Raw genomic sequence first — 15963 nt, 5'->3', positions numbered from 1 at the left:
CACGAGGCCGGGCCGGCCCGCGACGTCTCCGACGCCGGCCGCGGTGTCCCATCCGACCGATTGCGGCGGTATAGCCTGAACGCCGGGTACGCCGACACGGGAGGTAGACATGGCTGAGGTGGTGCTGTTCCACCACGCGCAGGGGCTGACACCGGGCGTCGTCGAGTTCGCCGACGCGCTGCGCCAGGCCGGGCACACGGTGCACACGCCGGACCTCTTCGACGGTCGCACGTTCGGCAGCATCGAGGACGGCATGGCGTACGCGACGCAGCTCGGCTTCCCGGGCGCGGTGCTCGAGCGGGGCGCCGCGGCGGTGGCCGACCTGCCCGCCGACCTGGTGTACGCCGGGTTCTCCCTCGGCGTGCTGCCCGCCCAGCACCTGGCGCAGACCCGTCCGGGCGCCCGCGGCGCGCTGCTGTGCTACTCCTGCGTGCCGGTCACCGAGTTCGGGCCGGCGTGGCCCGCGGAGCTGCCGGTGCAGGTCCACGGCATGGACGCCGACCCGTTCTTCGTCGGCGAGGGCGACATCGACGCGGCGCGGGAGCTCGTCGCCCAGGCGAAGGACGGCGAGCTGTTCCTGTACCCGGGCGACCAGCACTACTTCGCCGACAGCTCGCTGCCGTCCTACGACCCCGAGGCAACCGCCCTGCTCACCGAGCGGGTCCTGGGCTTCCTGCGCACCCGGTGACGCCGCCGGGCGCCCGTTCGGGGTGCCCGGCGGCGGGTGGCGCGGGTCAGGAGCCGCGGACCTCGAACTCCCACAGCGAGACGCCGTACTGGGTGCCGCGCAGCGGGGCGTACATCTTCACGTAGCGGGCGGTGGCGGCGGCGAAGTTCACCGTGTCGGTGCCGCCGTTGCCGTTGTAGTCGCTGTACACGGTGGTCCAGGAGGTGCCGTCGGTCGACGTCTGGATCTGGTACTGGCTGGCGTAGGCGGCCTCCCAACGCAGGGTGACCCCGGTGACGGAGCGGTTCGCGCCGAGGTCGACGTAGATCCACTGCTGGTCGGCGTACGCGCTGCTCCAGCGGGTGCCGGTGTTGCCGTCCACGGCCCGGGCCGGGGTCAGGGTGCCGCTCTCCTGGCTGGAGGCGAGGATCGGTCGGTTGAGCGCCAGGTTGCCGCCGGCCGGGGTGCTGGTCGGCGGGGTACCGGCGACGCTGAACTCACCCCGGTTGAGCACCCGGGGGTGGAAGTAGGTCGCCTGGACCCCGGCGTTGGTGTTGTACGCGGGGTCGGTCAGCCACTCGGCCCAGACCATGAACCAGGCCCAGCGCGGCTGCGAGGTCAGGATCGTCGGGCTGGGGGTGCGGCCCACCTCGGCGAGGGCGATCGGCTTGCCGCCGGCCAGGTTCAGCATCGTCTGGTAGTCCGAGGTGCTGGGCTCCATCTTCACCCACACGTCGAGGCTGGCGACGTCGAAGGTGTTCGCGGCCGGCACGTACTGGCTCGCCGAGCCCATGTCGAGGTCCTTGACGTTCCACACCCACACCAGGTTGGTCAGGCCCTTGGTGTTGACCAGGTAGTCGTAGGTGATCTCGTACAGGCGGCGGCTGCCGTTGGCGCCGGGGCGGCCGCCCCACCAGGACCACGGGTCGTTCATCTCGTGGATCGGCCGCCACAGCGGCTCGACCCCGGCGTTCTTGAGCTGCTGCAGGAACGGCACGACCTCGTCGAGGCGGGCCTTCCAGGCGTTGTTCAGGGCGGTGCCGCCGGTGATGAGCTGGCTCCACTGGGCGTCGGTGAGCGAGCCGAGGATGCCGGCCTCGTCCCAGCCGCAGGTGCGGCCCACGGTGGGCGGGCACATGTGCCAGGTGAGGGCGACCACCGAGCCGGAGCGCCACTGGTTGATCGCCTCGTTGATCATCGTCTGGCGGGCGTTGACGTCGGCGGAGGCGAAGAGGAAGTCGCCGCCCCACAGGCCAGGGGTCTGGCCGGTGATCTGCTGGGCGACCCGGGTGTACTTGGTCGGGTCGCTGTTGGGCTCGCGGTTGTGCTGGCCGGACAGCGTGTACTGGCCGGAGATCCGGTTCAGGAAGGCCAGCAGGGGACTGCCGGGCTGGGCGGCCTGGGCGGTCGGCAGCACCGCGGCGACGGCGACGGTGGCGACGACGGCGGCCGTGGACACCAGCCACAGCAGCGGGCGGCGCCAGTGGCGGACAGGCATGCCGCGCTCCTTTCGGGGGAGGGGTCGGGCACATCGACCTTCTTCGACTGAACCTGTAAAGTCAACGGTTCGACGCGAAAAATCCCAGCGGAGCGCGTTTTCCGGGGCCTGCTGGTGGACGGGGAGACAGTAAGTTACTGAACCGTGACACAATCTGTAAAGTGCGGCGCCGCGCGGGCCGGTGCGGACCTTGGCGATACGATGTGGCCCGTCGCACCGCCGTGCGGCACCGGGATCAGGACTGGCCGGAGCTGGAGAACCATGGACCGCCGCCCCACCATGGCGGACATCGCCAGCCGCGCGGGCGTGTCCCGGATGGCGGTGTCCTACGCGCTCAACGGCCGCGCCGGGGTCTCCGAGGAGCTGCGCGAGCGGATCGTGCGCATCGCCGCCGAGCTGGGCTTCAGCGCCAGCGCCCCGGCCCGCGAGCTGCGCGGTGCCGTGGTGCAGGCGGCCGGGCTCACCATGCGCCGGCCGTCCTCGACCGCGTTCAACGTCGAGGTGTTCCGCCGCGAGCTGATCAGCGGCGTGCAGTCGGTGCTGATGGCGCGCGGGTTCGGCCTCGCCCTGCAGTCCGTCGCCGACGTCGAGGACGAGCTGACCGTGTACCGGCGCTGGAGCAGCGAGCGGCGCGTCGCCGGCATCCTCGTGTGCGACCTGGAGGTCGACGACCCGCGACCGGCGCAGCTGGAGACCCTGGACCTGCCGGCGGTGGTGATCGGCGGGCCGCTGCCGAGGACCCCGCCGGCGAGCGTCTGGTCCGACGACGGCCGCGCCGTCACCGAGGCCGTCGCCTACCTCGCCGCACTCGGGCACCGGCGGATCGTGCACGTCAGCGGGCCGGCGCGGCTGCTGCACACGCGGGTGCGGACCGAGGCGTACGAGGCGGCCTGCGCCACCGCCGGGATCGAGCCGGTCGTCATCGCCGCCGACTACACCGGCGAGGGTGGCGCGCAGGCCACCCGGCGGGTGCTCAGCACGGTCCGGCCGCCGACCGCGATCGTGTACGACAACGACGTCATGGCCGTCGCCGGGCTCGGCGTGGCGATGGAGATGGGCGTCGCCGTGCCCGACGAGCTGTCCATCGTGGCCGGCGACGACTCGGCGCTGTGCCAGGTGGTGCGGCCGGCGCTGACCGTGCTGAAGCGCGACATCGTCGGCTACGGCGCGCACGCCGCCGAGCTGCTGTTCACCGTCATCGACGGCGGCTCGCCGGGCGCGGTGCTCGACCACGCCGCCGAGCTGGTGGTGCGCTCCAGCACCGCACCGGCCCACCGCCGCCCCTGACGGCACCGCGCGGCGCCGGGGTCCGGGCCCCGGCGGCTCAGGCCGTGGCGCGGGTGCGGGGCGCCGGGCCGGTGCTGCCGCGCGGGTTGAGGTGGGCCAGCTCGTCCTGGACGCTCCGCACCGGCTCGCCCTCGATGGCGGCCAGCAGCAGCCGCGCGGCGTGCGTGCCGTAGGCGGCGATGTCGCGGCTCAACGCGGTCAGCGGCGGGTGCACGAGGCGGCAGATGGGGGAGTCGTCCCAGGCGATGATCGACAGGTCGGCCGGCACCGACAGGCCCATCTGCTGCGCCACCGACAGCCCCGCGATCGCCATGATGTCGTTGTCGTAGAGCAGCGCCGTCGGCCGGGTGGGTGAGCTCAGCAGCCGCCGGGTGGCCCGGGCACCACCCTCGCCGGTGTAGTCGGTGGCGACGGTGACCGCGTCGGTGAGCCCGAGCCGCTCGCTGACCTCGGCGAACGCCTCGCTGCGCACGGCGGTGTGGGCGAGGTCGGACAGGCCGGCGACCCGGGCGATGCGCCGATGGCCGAGCGCGGCGAGGTACTCCACCGCCTCCACCAGCGACACGCCGTCGTCGGACCAGATGCAGGCCAGGTCGCCGCTGGCGGTGGGCGGGCCGACCACGACGGCGGGCAGCCGCAGCTCCCGCAGCGCCTCGATGCGCCGGTCGTCGGTGCGCACGTCGCACAGCAGGACCCCGTCCACGCTGCGGTCGCTCCACCAGCGCCGGTACACGGCGATCTCCTCGACGTGGTTGGGCACCATCTGCAGCAGCAGCCCGTAGGAGTGGGTGGACAGCTCCGCCTCCAGGCCGCTGATCAGCTCCATGAAGAACGGCTCCACGCCCAGGGTCTTCGGCGGGCGGTGCAGGGTCAGCCCGACCACCTTCGCCGCGCCGCCGGCCAGGGCGCGGGCCGCGGTGTTGGGCCGGTACCCCATGGCGTCGGCGATCGCGACGATCCGCGCGCGGGTGGACTCGCCGACGCCGGGCTGGCCGTTGAGGGCGTAGGACACCGCGCCCTTGGAGACCCCGGCTTCCCGGGCGATGTCGGCGATCGTCGGTCTCTTCACACGGCACCTTCGGCTCGGAGCGTCCCCAAAGGACGCCGCTTTCGCGATTCAGTGAGCGTATCGCGACTGGCGTGCTTGTCCAGAGCCGGGCGTTGACAGCCCTGAAACGCGGTCGTAAAGTCTGGGCACTTTCACGGTTCAGTGAACCGGACTCCTCGGCGTCACCGCGCGGACGCGACCACCACCCCGGGTGCCGCGGCGGATGTGCGCGCCCTTTTCGAGACGGAGATGATCGATGTGAAGCGACGAGCTTTCGCCGCGGCGGCGCTCGCCGGCGTGCTGCTGGTGGCCGGCTGCGGCAGCGGCGGCACGGGCTCCGGCGACGCCACCAGCCCGACCGACCCGGCCAACGTGTCCGGTGAGATCACGGTCCTGACCAACCGCACCGACCTGGTCACCGACGGGTCGATGGACCGGTACGCCGCCGAGTTCCGCAAGGTGTACCCCAAGGTCACCGTCAAGTTCCAGGGGATCACCGACTACGAGGGCGAAGTCAAGATCCGCATGAACAGCGACGAGTACGGCGACGTCCTGCTCATCCCGCAGGTCGTGGCGAAGGCCGACTACCCGAAGTTCTTCGCGCCGCTCGGCGAGCAGGCGGAGCTGTCCAGGACGTACTCGTTCACCGACTACGGCTCGGTCGGCGGCAAGGTCTACGGCATCGCCAGCTTCGGCGCCGCCAACGGCTTCGTCTACAACAAGGACGTCTGGAAGCAGGCGGGCGTCACCGCCTGGCCCACCACACCGGAGCAGTTCCTCGACGCCCTGCGCAAGATCAAGGCCACCGGGGTCACCCCCTACTACACCAACTACAAGGACGGGTGGCCGCTGAGCTCCTGGTCCAACGTGGTCGGCTCGGTCAGCTGCGACGCGAAGGCGAACGACAGGCTGGCCACCACCGAGCCGTGGGCCGCCGGCACCGACCTCACGGTCGGCGACAGCCTGCTGTTCGACATCGTCAAGGAGAAGCTCGCCGAGCCCGACCCGACCACCACCAACTGGGAGGACTCGAAGGGCCAGATCGCCACCGGCAAGATCGGCACGATGTGGCTCGGCTCGTGGGCCGTGTCGCAGCTGCAGGACGCGGCGAAGAAGGCCGGCAAGGACCCCTCCGTCATCGGCTACCTGCCGTTCCCCGCCCAGTCCGGCGGCAGGTTCTGCTCGGTCGTCTCGCCCGACAAGCTGTACGGGATCAACATCCACTCCAAGCACAAGCCGGCCGCCCGCGCCTGGGTCGACTGGGTGCTGCACAAGTCCGGCTACGCGGAGACCGCCCAGGCCGTCTCCACGGTCAAGGGCGCCGCCGCGCCGGCCGCGCTCACCGGGTACACCGAGGCCGGCGTCACCTACGTGGAGCTGTCCCAGGCCGACGCGGTCAAGGTGACCGCCATCGACAACGCCTCGGAGATCGGCCTCACCAAGGCCGACTACCGGCAGAAGATGATCGACATCGCGCGCGGCGCCGCCAAGGGTGACCTGCCCGCCTACCTCGGCGACCTCAACAAGCGGTGGACGGCCGCGGCGAAGACCGTCGGCTGACGCCCCGGCGTGCGCTGGACCGCCGCCGCGGCCCGGCGCACGCGACACCCCGACCCGTCCGCGACGCGCACCGAGAGGCACCATGTCCCAGACCACCATCACCGGCCGCGGTCCCGGACGCGCCGCACCGGCACCCCCGGCGGCCACCCCGCCCCGAGCGGCGTGGCGCGACCGCTGGACGCCGTGGGTGTACCTGGCCGCACCGCTCGCCCTGCTCCTCGCGTTCACGTACATCCCGGTCGGCAGCATGCTGTCCTACAGCCTCACCGACTGGGACGGCGTCAGTCCCGACCCGGCGTTCGTCGGCCTGGACAACTACGCGCAACTGTTCACCAGGCCGGAGCTGTTCAGTGTCTTCTTCGTCAGCCTGTACTACCTCGCCGCGTCGATCCTGCAGATCGGCCTGGCCCTGTACTTCGCCACGGTCCTGAGCTTCAATGTGCGCTTCCGCAACCTGTTCAAGGGCATCCTGTTCTTCCCGTACCTGATCAACGGCGTGGCGATCGCCTTCGTGTTCCTGTACTTCTTCCAGCAGGGCGGCACCCTGGACACGGTGCTGCGCTTCGCCGGCGTGGACACCCGGTTCCTCTGGCTCGGCGACCCCGACCTCGTCAACGTGTCGCTCGCCGGCGTGTCGGTGTGGCGGTTCATGGGCCTCAACTTCGTGCTGTTCCTCGGCGCGATCCAGTCGATCCAGCCGCACCTGTACGAGGCCGCCGAGCTGGACGGCGCGAACCGGTGGCACGTGTTCCGGCACCTCATCGTGCCCGGTATCAAACCGATCATCAGCCTCAGCGTGATCCTGGCGGTCGCCGGCTCCCTGTCGGTGTTCGAGATCCCGTTCGTTATCACCGGCGGCGCCGGGGACAGCAAGACGTTCGTCATCCAGACCATCAAGCTCGCGTTCCAGTTCAACAAGACCGGCCTGGCCTCGGCCGCGGCCGTCGTCCTGCTCGCCATCGTCCTGCTGGTGACCTGGATCCAGCGCCGCCTGGTCCCGGACGGCAGGAGCGACCTGGTATGACCGCCGTCCTGAAGGGCCTGAAGTACGCGTCGCTGGTCCTCGCCTGCGTCGTGGTGCTGCTGCCGGTGCTCGCGATCGTGCTCACGTCGCTCAAGACACCGCAGGAGCTCAGCACCGGCGGGGCGCTCGCGCTGCCGGAGCACTGGCTCAACTTCGCCAACTACGGCACCGCGTTCACCAACGGCCGGATGCTCACCGCGTTCCTGAACACCGCCGTCATCCTCGTCTTCTCCCTCACCGGCACCGTCGTCATCGGCGCCATGACCGCCTACGCGATCGACCGCTTCCAGTTCCGGGGCAAGCGGCTCATCCTCGGGCTGTTCCTGTTCGCCACGCTGGTGCCCGGCGTGACCACCCAGGTCGCGACCTACCAGGTGGTCAACGGCCTCGGCCTGTACGACACCCGCTGGGCGCCGATCGTGCTCTACCTCGGCACCGACATCGTGTCGATCTACATCTTCCTGCAGTTCATCCGCGGCATCCCGGCGTCGCTGGACGAGAACGCCCGCATCGACGGCGCCGGCTCCACCCGCATCTTCTGGCGGATCATCTTCCCGCTGCTCAAACCGGCCACCGCCACCGTCGTGATCATCAAGGGCATCACGATCTACAACGACTTCTACATCCCGTTCCTGTACATGCCGTCGCAGGACCTCGGCGTCATCTCCACCTCACTGTTCCGGTTCAAGGGCCCGTTCGGGGCCCACTGGGAGGTGATGTCGGCCGGCGCGGTCCTCGTCATCGTCCCGACGCTGGTGCTGTTCCTGCTGCTGCAACGGTTCATCTACAACGGCTTCACCTCCGGTGCGGTCAAGTGAAGGAGCGCCACGTGAGCACGTACCACCCGCTGCACGACGGTTGGACCCTGTCCGGCGGGGAGCACGCCGGCGTGCCGGCGACCGTCCCGGGCTGCGTGCACACCGACCTGCTCGCGGCGGGCCTCATCGACGACCCGTACCTCGACGACAACGAGCTGCGACAGCGGTGGATCGGCCGCACCGACTGGGAGTACCGGACCACGTTCGGCTGGAGCGCCGCCCCCGGTGCCGCCGGCCCGGACCGGGTCGACCTGGTCTGCGACGGGCTGGACACGGTCGCCACCGTCACCGTCAACGACGTCGAGGTACTGCACACGGCGAACATGCACCGCGGCTACCGCGCCGACGTGACCACGCTGCTGCGGCCGGGGGACAACACGCTGCGGATCCGGTTCACCGCGCCCTACACGTACGCCGAGGCGCACCGCGCGGCCCTCGGCGAGCGGCCCGGCCCGTACCCCGAACCGTTCCAGTTCATCCGCAAGATGGCCTGCAACTTCGGCTGGGACTGGGGCCCGACCCTGGTGACCGCCGGCATCTGGCAGCGGATCGGGCTGCACGCCTGGTCCGGGGTGCGCCTCGCCGAGGTCCGCCCACTGGCCACAGTGGACGGCGGCACGGGCCGGGTCGAGGTGCCCGTCCGCGTCGAACGCACCGGCGACGAGCCGGTCACGGTCACCGCCGAGATCGCCGGGGTCAGCGCCGAGCTGCGGCTCGGCCCCGGCGAGCACACCGGCGTGCTCGTGCTGGAGGTCCCCGACGTGCGGCTGTGGTGGCCGGCCGGCCACGGCGACCAGCCCCGCTACCCGCTGACCGTGCGCGCCGGCGCCGACACGTGGACCCGGCGGATCGGCTTCCGTACCGTGGAGCTGGATCCCGACGCGTTCCGGCTCACCGTCAACGGCCGCCCGGTGTTCGTCAAGGGGTTCAACTGGATCCCCGACGACTGCTTCCCGGCCCGCGTCACCGCCGACCGGCTCCGGGCCCGCGTCGGCCAGGCCCTCGACGCGGGCGCGAACCTGCTGCGCGTCTGGGGCGGCGGCCGGTACGAGTCCGACGACTTCTACGACCTCGCCGACGAGCTGGGCGTGCTCGTATGGCAGGACTTCCTGTTCGCCTGCGCCGCGTACCCGGAGGACGAGCCGTTCCGCGGCGAGGTCGAGGCCGAGGCCCGCGAGCAGGTGACCCGCCTGGTGTGGCGGCCCAGCCTGGTGCTGTGGTGCGGCAACAACGAGAACATCTGGGGCCACCAGCACTGGGGCTGGCCCGAGGCGCTCGACGGGCGCAGCTGGGGCGCCGGCTTCTACCACGACCTGCTGCCCCGCGTCGTCGCCGAGCTGGACCCGACCCGCCCCTACTGGCCGGGCACGCCGTACTCCGGCAGCCCGGACCGTGACGTCATGGACGACAGCACCGGCACCATCCACATCTGGGACGTGTGGAACACCAAGGACTACACCCGCTACGACGCCTACACGCCGCGGTTCGTCGCCGAGTTCGGCTTCCAGGCCCCACCCACCTGGGCGACGCTGCGGGCCGCGGTCTCCGACGAGCCGCTCACCGCCGCCTCGCCCGGCGTGCGGCACCATCAGAAGGCGGCCGACGGCGACGACAAGCTGCTGCGCGGCCTCGGCCGGCACCTGCCGGCGCCCGCGGACGTCGACGACTGGCACTACTTCACGCAGCTCAACCAGGCCCGCGCCGTCGCGTACGGCCTGGAGCGCTTCCGGTCGCTGATGCCGTACTGCATGGGCGCCGTCGTGTGGCAGCTCAACGACTGCTGGCCCGTCACGTCCTGGGCCGCCGTCGACGGCGCGGGCCGCCGCAAGCCGCTGTGGTACGCCATCCGCCGCGCCTACGCGCCGCGCCTGCTGACCGTCGCCGGCGGGGTCGTCACCGCGGTCAACGACACCGACGAGCCGTGGACCGGTGACCTCACCGTCACCCGCCGCGCCGTGACCGGCGAGCTGCTCGCCAAGGAGAGCGTGCCGGTCAGCGTCGCGCCGCGCGACGCCGGCCGGGTCGTGCTGCCCGCCGGCCTGGCCGAGCCCGCCGACCCGGGCCGCGAGCTGCTGGTCGCCGAGCTCGGCGAGCAGCGGGCGCTGCGGATGTTCGCCGAGGACCCCGACATGGCGTACCCGCCGGCCGCGTACGACACCACCGTCGAGGCGGTCGACGGTGGCTACCTCGTCCACGTCACCGCCCGTACCCTGCTGCGGGAGCTGGCGATCCACCCGGACCGGCTCGACCCGGACGCCACCGTCGACGACCAGCTCGTCACGCTCCTGCCGGGGGAGACCACCACGGTCGCGGTCACCAGCCACCGGCCGCTCGACCCGGCCCGGCTGGTCGGTCACCCGGTGCTGCGCTGCGTCAACGAGGTCAGATCATGACCGTGGTGCTCGCGGTCGACATCGGCGGTACGAAGTTCGCCGCGGCCACCGTCGGGGCCGACCGCGGCATCGTCGAGCGGGCCGAAATGCCGGTCGGCACCGACCCGACCGCGACGCTGGCCGCGCTCGTGCGCCGGTTCGACCTCACCGGCGTCACCGGCGTCGGCGTCGGCTCCGCCGGCCCGGTCCACCTGGACGCCGGCGCGGTCAGCCCGGTCAACATCCCGGCGTGGCGGCGGTTCCCGGTCACCGCCGCCCTCGCCGAGCTCACCGGCGGGCTGCCGGTCGCCCTCGCCGGCGACGCGCAGTGCGTGGCGCTCGGCGAGTCCTGGCGCGGCCACACGCCGTCGCTGCTCGGCGTGGTCGTCTCCACCGGCGTCGGCGGCGGGCTGGTGCTCGACGGTGCGCCGTACCTCGGGCGTACCGGCAACGCCGGGCACATCGGGCACATCGCCGTCGGCGACGACGACGCGCCCTGCCCGTGCGGTGCCCTCGGCTGCGTGGAGCGCGTCGCCAGCGGCCCCGGCATGGTCCGCTGGGCCGCCGGGCTCGGCTGGGCGGGCGGCACCGACGCCCGGGCGCTCGCCGCCGACGCGGCCCGCGGGGTCCCGGTCGCCCGGCAGGCGTTCCGCCGCGGCGCGGACGCGCTCGCCGCCGCCATCGTCAACACCGTGACCCTGTTCGACCTGCACACCGTCGTCGTCGGCGGCGGTGTGGCCGCCGCCGGCCCGGTGCTGTTCGACCCGCTTCGGGCGGCGGTCGCGCAGCGGGCCGGGATCGCGTTCCTGCACGACCTCACCGTCCAGCCGGCCGCGCTCGGCCGCGACGGCGGCCTCTACGGCGCCGCCGCGCTCGCCCTCACCCGCGCCGGCCGGCGCCCGCACCCCGCCCACCACTGAACCGGCCCGCCCCGGTCCCGCCCACGAACCGTCACGCGCCCGCACCTTGCCCACCGCTGAACCGGCCCGCCCCGGTCCCGCCCACGAACCGTCACGCGCCCGCACCTTGCCCACCATTGAACCGGCCCGCCCCGGTCCCGCCCACGAACCGTCACGCGCCCGCACCTTGCCGCCGCGGCGCCGGCACGCGCCCGCACCTTGCCGCCGCGGCGCCGGCCGGGCCGGCGCCTTACCCTGCCGTGGCTCAACGCCAACGCCGAACGGTTCCGCCAGTGGGCGCCCGCGGCAGCTGATCGCCGCCGGTCGCCGCTCCGACATCGACCCCGACGCCCTCGCCGCGCCCGGCGTCGACCTCGTCGACGTGCACCACTACCCCCCGACCGCGGCCCGGTTCAGCGCCGACGCCGCGACCGTCACCGCCGCCGGCAAGGTCTACGCCGGCGGGCGAGTCGACCGGTCCGGCCGCCCTGGCCCGGCGTCGGACCCGGTGCGGGCCGGCGCGTCCGCCGTGGTGCGCGTCGGCGCTGTCGAGGACCTCACCCTCACGACCGGGCACACGGCGGTCACCGTGCCGCCGGGCGCCGGGTGCGCGGTCGTGCGCCCGACCGGCGCCGACGCGTCCGCCGTGGTGCGCGTCGGCGCTGTCGAGGACCTCACCCTCACGACCGGGCACACGGCGGTCACCGTGCCCCCGGGCGCCGGGTGCGCGGTCGTGCGCCCGACCCAGCGCCGGCGCGTCCGTCACTGGTCCCGGCCGCGGCCGCGCGGCCGTCTTCGACCTCGCGGGCGGCGGCCCCCGGCCGCGGGTGGAGGTCTCCGCCGACGGCGTCGCCCGGCGTGCGGCCCACCCGCGGGTGCCGGCGGGGCGGCTGACCGTCCGCACGCCCGGCGCCGGTCACGTGCGGCTCGTCTGGCCGGGCGGCGGCAGCGGCGCGGGACCGGCTCGGGCGACGCTGCGGTCGGCCGGCCCGGCACCGGTGGACGCCCCACCCGCGGTGCCGGTGCCCACCGCCCCGGCGCCGGGCGCGACCGGCGTCATCGGCCCGGCGTTCACGTGGACCGCCGCGGCCGGCGCCGGCCGGTACACGCTGGCCGTGTCCCGGCGGCCCGATCTCGGCGACCCGGTCAGCACCGTGGCCGGCCTCGTGGCGCCGTCGTTCACCCCGGCCGCCGGCCTGCCGCCCGCGATCGTGCACCACCGGCGGGTCGGCGCTCGCCGCCGCGCACCCCGCAACCCCGGCGGCGACGTCATCACCGCGATGCTGGTCCCGGCGCCGGCCCGGTCCGCGCGCCGTTCAGCGAGGTCCAGCGGCCGGGCTGGGCGCCGAGCGGCCCGCTGGACCGCCCAGCTGTCGATCTACGCCAGCGGGGGCGTCCCGGTGGCGAGGCCTTGGGGCCAGCCGTGTTCGAGGACGCCGGTGATGACGTCCAGGGCGTGCCCGGCGTGGGGTTCGGCGACGGCCAGGTCCGGGATCTGCAGGAAATAGTGGGCGAGCAGCCGGGCGGTGGGGTCGTCGGCGGGCAGCCCGGCCTCCTCGGCGATGGCGCTGGTGAGGGCCGGCTCGGCGGCGGTCCAGGCGCGCAGCGCGTGGTCGGTCAGTTCGGGCGTGGCCCGGATCAGCGCCAGGACCCGCTGCTCCTCGGGGGTGGGGTCGGGCTTGAACGGTCCCCGGCGGGCGATGTGCCCGTGCAGGGCCCGGGGAATGGTCTGCCCGGGCGGGCGGTGGCGGACCGCGTCGACGAGGGCCGCGGCGGTGTCCCGTTGGTCGCCGGGGAACAGCAGGCTGGCCTTGCCGTCGGGGAAGTGGGCGAACAGGGTGCCCGGTGAGACCTCGGCGGCCTCGGCGATCTCGCGAACCCCGACGTGGTCGTAGCCGCGTTCGGTGAACAGCTCCAGCGCGGCGCGGGTGATCGCCTGGCGGGTCTGGGCCTTCTTCCGTTCGCGCAGGCCCGGCGGCCGGGCCGGGGCCGGCGGCGCGGCGGACGGGGTGTGGTGCCGCGGCCGGCGCAGCTCGGGCGCGGGCCAGCCGTGGCTGAGCAGCGCGAAGGCGGCGTCGAGCTCGACCTGGGGATCGATGTGCGGGCAGGGCTGGGAGCGGTCGAGGGCGAAGCGGGCTACGGCACGGGCCGCGATGCCGGCGCCGGGTGCGTCGGGCCCGGCCTGGCGGATCGCCTCGGCGAGCTCCTGCTCGTGCCGCTGCCACATGCGGCGGCCGTAGTCGCTCAGGGCCGGGGTGGCGGCGATGAGCTCGAAGAACGCGGCGGTGTCGGGGTCGCCGGCCAGGTCGCGGGCGCGGTCGAGCAGCCATTGCCGCAGCGCCCGCAGGGCGGCCACGGCGTCGGGGCGGTCACGCACGGCGCGGACCAGCCCGTGGCGGATGTCGTCGTCCTCATCGAAGACCAGCGACTCCTTGGTGGGGAAGTGCTTGAACAGCCCGCTCATGGACACGTCGGCGGCCTCGGCGACCTCCTTGACCGTCACCGCGTCGAAGCCGCGCTCGAGGAACAACGCTCGCGCGGCGTCGGCGATCGCCTGACGGGTCCGGGCCTTCTTGCGCTCCCGCCGCCCCACGGTGATGTCGGTCATGCGACCACTTTACCGAACGACTGCGATAGTGGAGCTGTTATAGTTTTCGAGCGACAGCACTAATGAGCTTGTTCTGATTCGAGGAGCCGGCAATGACCACCACCCACCACCACATCGCGATCATCGGCGCCGGCCTCGGCGGGCTCACCCTGGCGCGGGTGCTGCACACCCGCGGCATCCCGGCGACCGTGTTCGACCTCGAGGCGGGCCGCCACGTCCGCACCCAGGGCGGCATGCTCGACATCCACCACGACTCGGGGCAGGTCGCACTGCACGCCGCCGACCTCGCCGCCGGCTTCGAGGCGATCATCCACCCCGGCGGGCAGGCCATGCGGCTGCTGTACCCCGATGCGAGCGTCGCGCTGGAGGAGAAGGACGACGGCGCCGGCGGCCGGCCCGAGGTCGACCGCGGGGAGCTGCGTGACCTGCTGCTGGACTCGCTGCCTGACGGCACCGTCCGGTGGGGCGCCAAGGCCACCGGCTTCCGCCCGCTGGACGGGGGCCGGCACGAGGTGGCCTTCGCCGACGGCACCGTGGTCACCACCGACCTGCTCGTCGGCGCCGACGGCGCGTGGTCGCGGGTCCGGCCGCTGGTCTCCCCGCGGCACCCGGCGTACACCGGCATCTCCTTCGTCGAACTGGACCTGCTGGACGCCGACACCCGGCACCCGGGCCCGGCCGACCTGATCGGCGGCGGCTTCTTCATCGCCCTCGACGGCCGGCGCGGGTTCCTCGCCCACCGCGAGACCGACGGCAGCCTGCACGTCTACGCCGCGCTGCGGACCGGCGAGGACTGGCTCGACACCGTCGACTTCACCGACACCGCCGCCGCCAAGGCCGCGCTGCTGGCCCAGTTCGCCGGCTGGGCCCCGGCGTTGCGGACGCTGATCGCCGACGCCGACGGCCCGCTGGTCCCGCGCCGGATCAACGCCCTGCCCGTCGGCCACCGGTGGGACCGCACCGCGGGCGTGACCCTGCTCGGCGACGCCGCGCACGTCATGTCCCCGTTCGCCGGCGAGGGCGCCAATCTCGCCATGCTCGACGGTGCCGAGCTCGGCCGGGCCGTCGCCGAGCACCCCGGCGACATCGAGGCCGCCCTGACGGCCTACGAGGAGGCGCTGTTCCCGCGCAGCGCGGCCTCCGCCGGCGAGTCGGCCGCCTCGCTCGAGCTGATGTTCGGCCCCGACCCCGTCGCCCGCCTCGTCGACATGTTCACCAGCCACGACCGGCGCTGACGCGCCACCCGTCGGCCGCCCCTGCCCGTACCACCTCCGGAAAGGCGCCATCACCATGATCAAGATCGCGGTCGTCCTGGCCAGCACTCGTCCCGGTCGCCGGGGCGAGCCCGTGGCGGACTGGGTCGTCACGCACGCCGCCCGGCGCACGGACGCCCACTTCGACCTGCTCGACCTCGCCGAGGTCGACCTGCCGCCGCTGGACGAGCCGCTGCCGCCAGCCACCGGCCGCTACACCCACGAGCACACCAGGTCCTGGGCCGCCACCGTCGCCGGGTATGACGGGTTCGTGTTCGTCACTCCCGAGTACAACCACTCCTACCCGGGGGTGCTGAAGAACGCCCTCGACCGGGTCTGCGCCGAATGGCACGACAAGGCCGCCGCCTTCGTCTCCTACGGCTTCGACGGCGGCGTCCGTGCCGTCGAGGCGCTCCGCCCGGTCGTGAACGCCCTGCGGATCGCCCCGGTCCCGGCGCAGGTCGCGCTCAGCCTGCACCACGACTTCACCGGCTTCACCGAGCTGGCCCCGGCCCCGCACCAGGCCGGCGCGCTCAGCACCGCCCTCGACCAACTCGTCGCCTGGTCCACGGCCCTGGCCACCCTGCGCGTCCCGGCCTGAGCCGGCGGCTGCCCCGCCCGCCGTCCGGACGGCCGGCTCCACCGGGCGGGCGGCGACCTGGAGATCGAACATGTGTACGATGCGCGGATGCGCAGCACCGTCGTTCGGCACTGGTGGAACGGGACCTGGGGCCGCCTGGCCCGTCGCGACGTCTACATCCGCACCGACGGTGCCACCTTCGAGCTGGAGCTGCGCGAAGGTGGCACCGAGGGCCGGTCCTGGAAGCGGTCCTACGACGAGCTGGCCCAGGCCGAGCTGGAGGCCGCCCGGCACCGTGACCCGGCGATGCGCTGGACCGACATCAGCGGCGCGCACCGGCTGTGAGTGC

14 protein-coding genes are annotated in these 15963 nt (G+C 73.4%); 10 read left to right on the top strand and 4 right to left on the bottom strand.

Features of this window, described 5'->3' with window-relative positions; translation table 11 throughout:
- Positions 1-109 precede the first annotated feature (109 nt).
- The gene (locus OP18_RS43030) at positions 110-688 is read left to right on the top strand and encodes a dienelactone hydrolase family protein (protein ID WP_033365089.1); all 579 of its coding nucleotides are present in this window, start codon (positions 110-112) and stop codon (positions 686-688) included.
- A 46-nt stretch (positions 689-734) separates the two neighbouring features.
- Here OP18_RS43030 and OP18_RS43025 read toward each other — a convergent pair whose 3' ends face one another.
- Positions 735-2165, bottom strand: coding sequence for a glycosyl hydrolase (locus OP18_RS43025; RefSeq protein WP_156090184.1), 1431 nt, complete (start codon positions 2163-2165; stop codon positions 735-737).
- Positions 2166-2426: 261 nt separating this feature from the next.
- Here OP18_RS43025 and OP18_RS43020 point away from each other — a divergent pair, with 261 nt between their 5' ends.
- Positions 2427-3452: a LacI family DNA-binding transcriptional regulator gene (locus OP18_RS43020; RefSeq protein WP_033365088.1), complete on the top strand. Its 1026-nt coding sequence runs from the start codon at positions 2427-2429 to the stop codon at positions 3450-3452.
- Positions 3453-3489: 37 nt separating this feature from the next.
- Here OP18_RS43020 and OP18_RS43015 read toward each other — a convergent pair whose 3' ends face one another.
- Positions 3490-4521, bottom strand: a complete 1032-nt coding sequence (locus OP18_RS43015) for a LacI family DNA-binding transcriptional regulator (RefSeq protein WP_033365087.1) — start codon at positions 4519-4521, stop codon at positions 3490-3492.
- A 237-nt stretch (positions 4522-4758) separates the two neighbouring features.
- Here OP18_RS43015 and OP18_RS43010 point away from each other — a divergent pair, with 237 nt between their 5' ends.
- The 5 genes from OP18_RS43010 (at position 4759) to OP18_RS42990 (ending at position 11194) form a co-directional block, all read left to right on the top strand.
- A complete protein-coding gene (locus tag OP18_RS43010; RefSeq protein WP_033365121.1) occupies positions 4759-6060 on the top strand; it encodes an ABC transporter substrate-binding protein in 1302 nt (433 codons plus the stop codon).
- An 82-nt stretch (positions 6061-6142) separates the two neighbouring features.
- On the top strand, positions 6143-7084 hold the full coding sequence (locus OP18_RS43005) for a carbohydrate ABC transporter permease (RefSeq protein WP_033365086.1): 942 nt from the start codon (positions 6143-6145) through the stop codon (positions 7082-7084).
- The gene (locus OP18_RS43000) at positions 7081-7902 is read left to right on the top strand and encodes a carbohydrate ABC transporter permease (RefSeq protein WP_033365085.1); all 822 of its coding nucleotides are present in this window, start codon (positions 7081-7083) and stop codon (positions 7900-7902) included. The genes OP18_RS43005 and OP18_RS43000 overlap by 4 nt, the downstream gene beginning before the upstream one ends.
- A gap of 11 nt (positions 7903-7913) precedes the next feature.
- A complete protein-coding gene (locus OP18_RS42995; RefSeq protein WP_033365120.1) occupies positions 7914-10295 on the top strand; it encodes a glycoside hydrolase family 2 protein in 2382 nt (793 codons plus the stop codon).
- The gene (locus OP18_RS42990) at positions 10292-11194 is read left to right on the top strand and encodes an ROK family protein (protein WP_052388191.1); all 903 of its coding nucleotides are present in this window, start codon (positions 10292-10294) and stop codon (positions 11192-11194) included. Before OP18_RS42995 ends, OP18_RS42990 begins: the two co-directional genes overlap by 4 nt.
- An 895-nt stretch (positions 11195-12089) precedes the next feature.
- Here the strand turns inward: OP18_RS42990 and OP18_RS53900 are convergent.
- Complete coding sequence (locus OP18_RS53900) at positions 12090-12446, bottom strand: hypothetical protein (protein WP_156090182.1); 357 nt, start codon at positions 12444-12446, stop codon at positions 12090-12092.
- A 105-nt stretch (positions 12447-12551) separates the two neighbouring features.
- Positions 12552-13781 (bottom strand): TetR/AcrR family transcriptional regulator, encoded by a 1230-nt coding sequence (locus OP18_RS58160; protein ID WP_063745746.1) that lies wholly within the window; start codon positions 13779-13781, stop codon positions 12552-12554.
- Between the two features lie 92 nt (positions 13782-13873).
- Between OP18_RS58160 and OP18_RS42965 the strand changes: the two genes are divergently transcribed.
- The 3 genes from OP18_RS42965 to OP18_RS42955 all read left to right on the top strand — a co-directional run bounded on the left by OP18_RS42965 (position 13874) and on the right by OP18_RS42955 (position 15959).
- Positions 13874-15016 (top strand): FAD-dependent oxidoreductase, encoded by a 1143-nt coding sequence (locus OP18_RS42965; protein WP_033365082.1) that lies wholly within the window; start codon positions 13874-13876, stop codon positions 15014-15016.
- Between the two features lie 55 nt (positions 15017-15071).
- Positions 15072-15635 (top strand): NADPH-dependent FMN reductase, encoded by a 564-nt coding sequence (locus OP18_RS42960; protein WP_033365081.1) that lies wholly within the window; start codon positions 15072-15074, stop codon positions 15633-15635.
- Between the two features lie 87 nt (positions 15636-15722).
- Positions 15723-15959, top strand: coding sequence for a hypothetical protein (locus OP18_RS42955; RefSeq protein WP_033365080.1), 237 nt, complete (start codon positions 15723-15725; stop codon positions 15957-15959).
- The last annotated feature ends 4 nt before the right edge of the window (positions 15960-15963 follow it).

This window comes from Dactylosporangium aurantiacum, from assembly GCF_000716715.1.
In the GTDB taxonomy this organism is placed as follows: Bacteria; Actinomycetota; Actinomycetes; order Mycobacteriales; family Micromonosporaceae; genus Dactylosporangium; species Dactylosporangium aurantiacum.
The sequence above is the reverse complement of the archived record's forward strand: the minus strand, read 5'-3'. Positions and strand labels throughout refer to the sequence as shown.

Bases quoted from the DNA above. Each gene is read 5' to 3' on its own strand.
- OP18_RS43030 (WP_033365089.1), top strand. From the start codon at position 110: ATGGCTGAGGTGGTGCTGTTCCACCACGCGCAGGGGCTGACACCGGGC.
- OP18_RS43025 (WP_156090184.1), bottom strand. From the start codon at position 2,165: ATGCCTGTCCGCCACTGGCGCCGCCCGCTGCTGTGGCTGGTGTCCACG.
- OP18_RS43020 (WP_033365088.1), top strand. From the start codon at position 2,427: ATGGACCGCCGCCCCACCATGGCGGACATCGCCAGCCGCGCGGGCGTG.
- OP18_RS43005 (WP_033365086.1), top strand. From the start codon at position 6,143: ATGTCCCAGACCACCATCACCGGCCGCGGTCCCGGACGCGCCGCACCG.
- OP18_RS43000 (WP_033365085.1), top strand. From the start codon at position 7,081: ATGACCGCCGTCCTGAAGGGCCTGAAGTACGCGTCGCTGGTCCTCGCC.
- OP18_RS42990 (WP_052388191.1), top strand. From the start codon at position 10,292: ATGACCGTGGTGCTCGCGGTCGACATCGGCGGTACGAAGTTCGCCGCG.
- OP18_RS53900 (WP_156090182.1), bottom strand. From the start codon at position 12,446: ATGACGTCGCCGCCGGGGTTGCGGGGTGCGCGGCGGCGAGCGCCGACC.
- OP18_RS58160 (WP_063745746.1), bottom strand. From the start codon at position 13,781: ATGACCGACATCACCGTGGGGCGGCGGGAGCGCAAGAAGGCCCGGACC.
- OP18_RS42965 (WP_033365082.1), top strand. From the start codon at position 13,874: ATGACCACCACCCACCACCACATCGCGATCATCGGCGCCGGCCTCGGC.
- OP18_RS42960 (WP_033365081.1), top strand. From the start codon at position 15,072: ATGATCAAGATCGCGGTCGTCCTGGCCAGCACTCGTCCCGGTCGCCGG.
- OP18_RS42955 (WP_033365080.1), top strand. From the start codon at position 15,723: ATGCGCAGCACCGTCGTTCGGCACTGGTGGAACGGGACCTGGGGCCGC.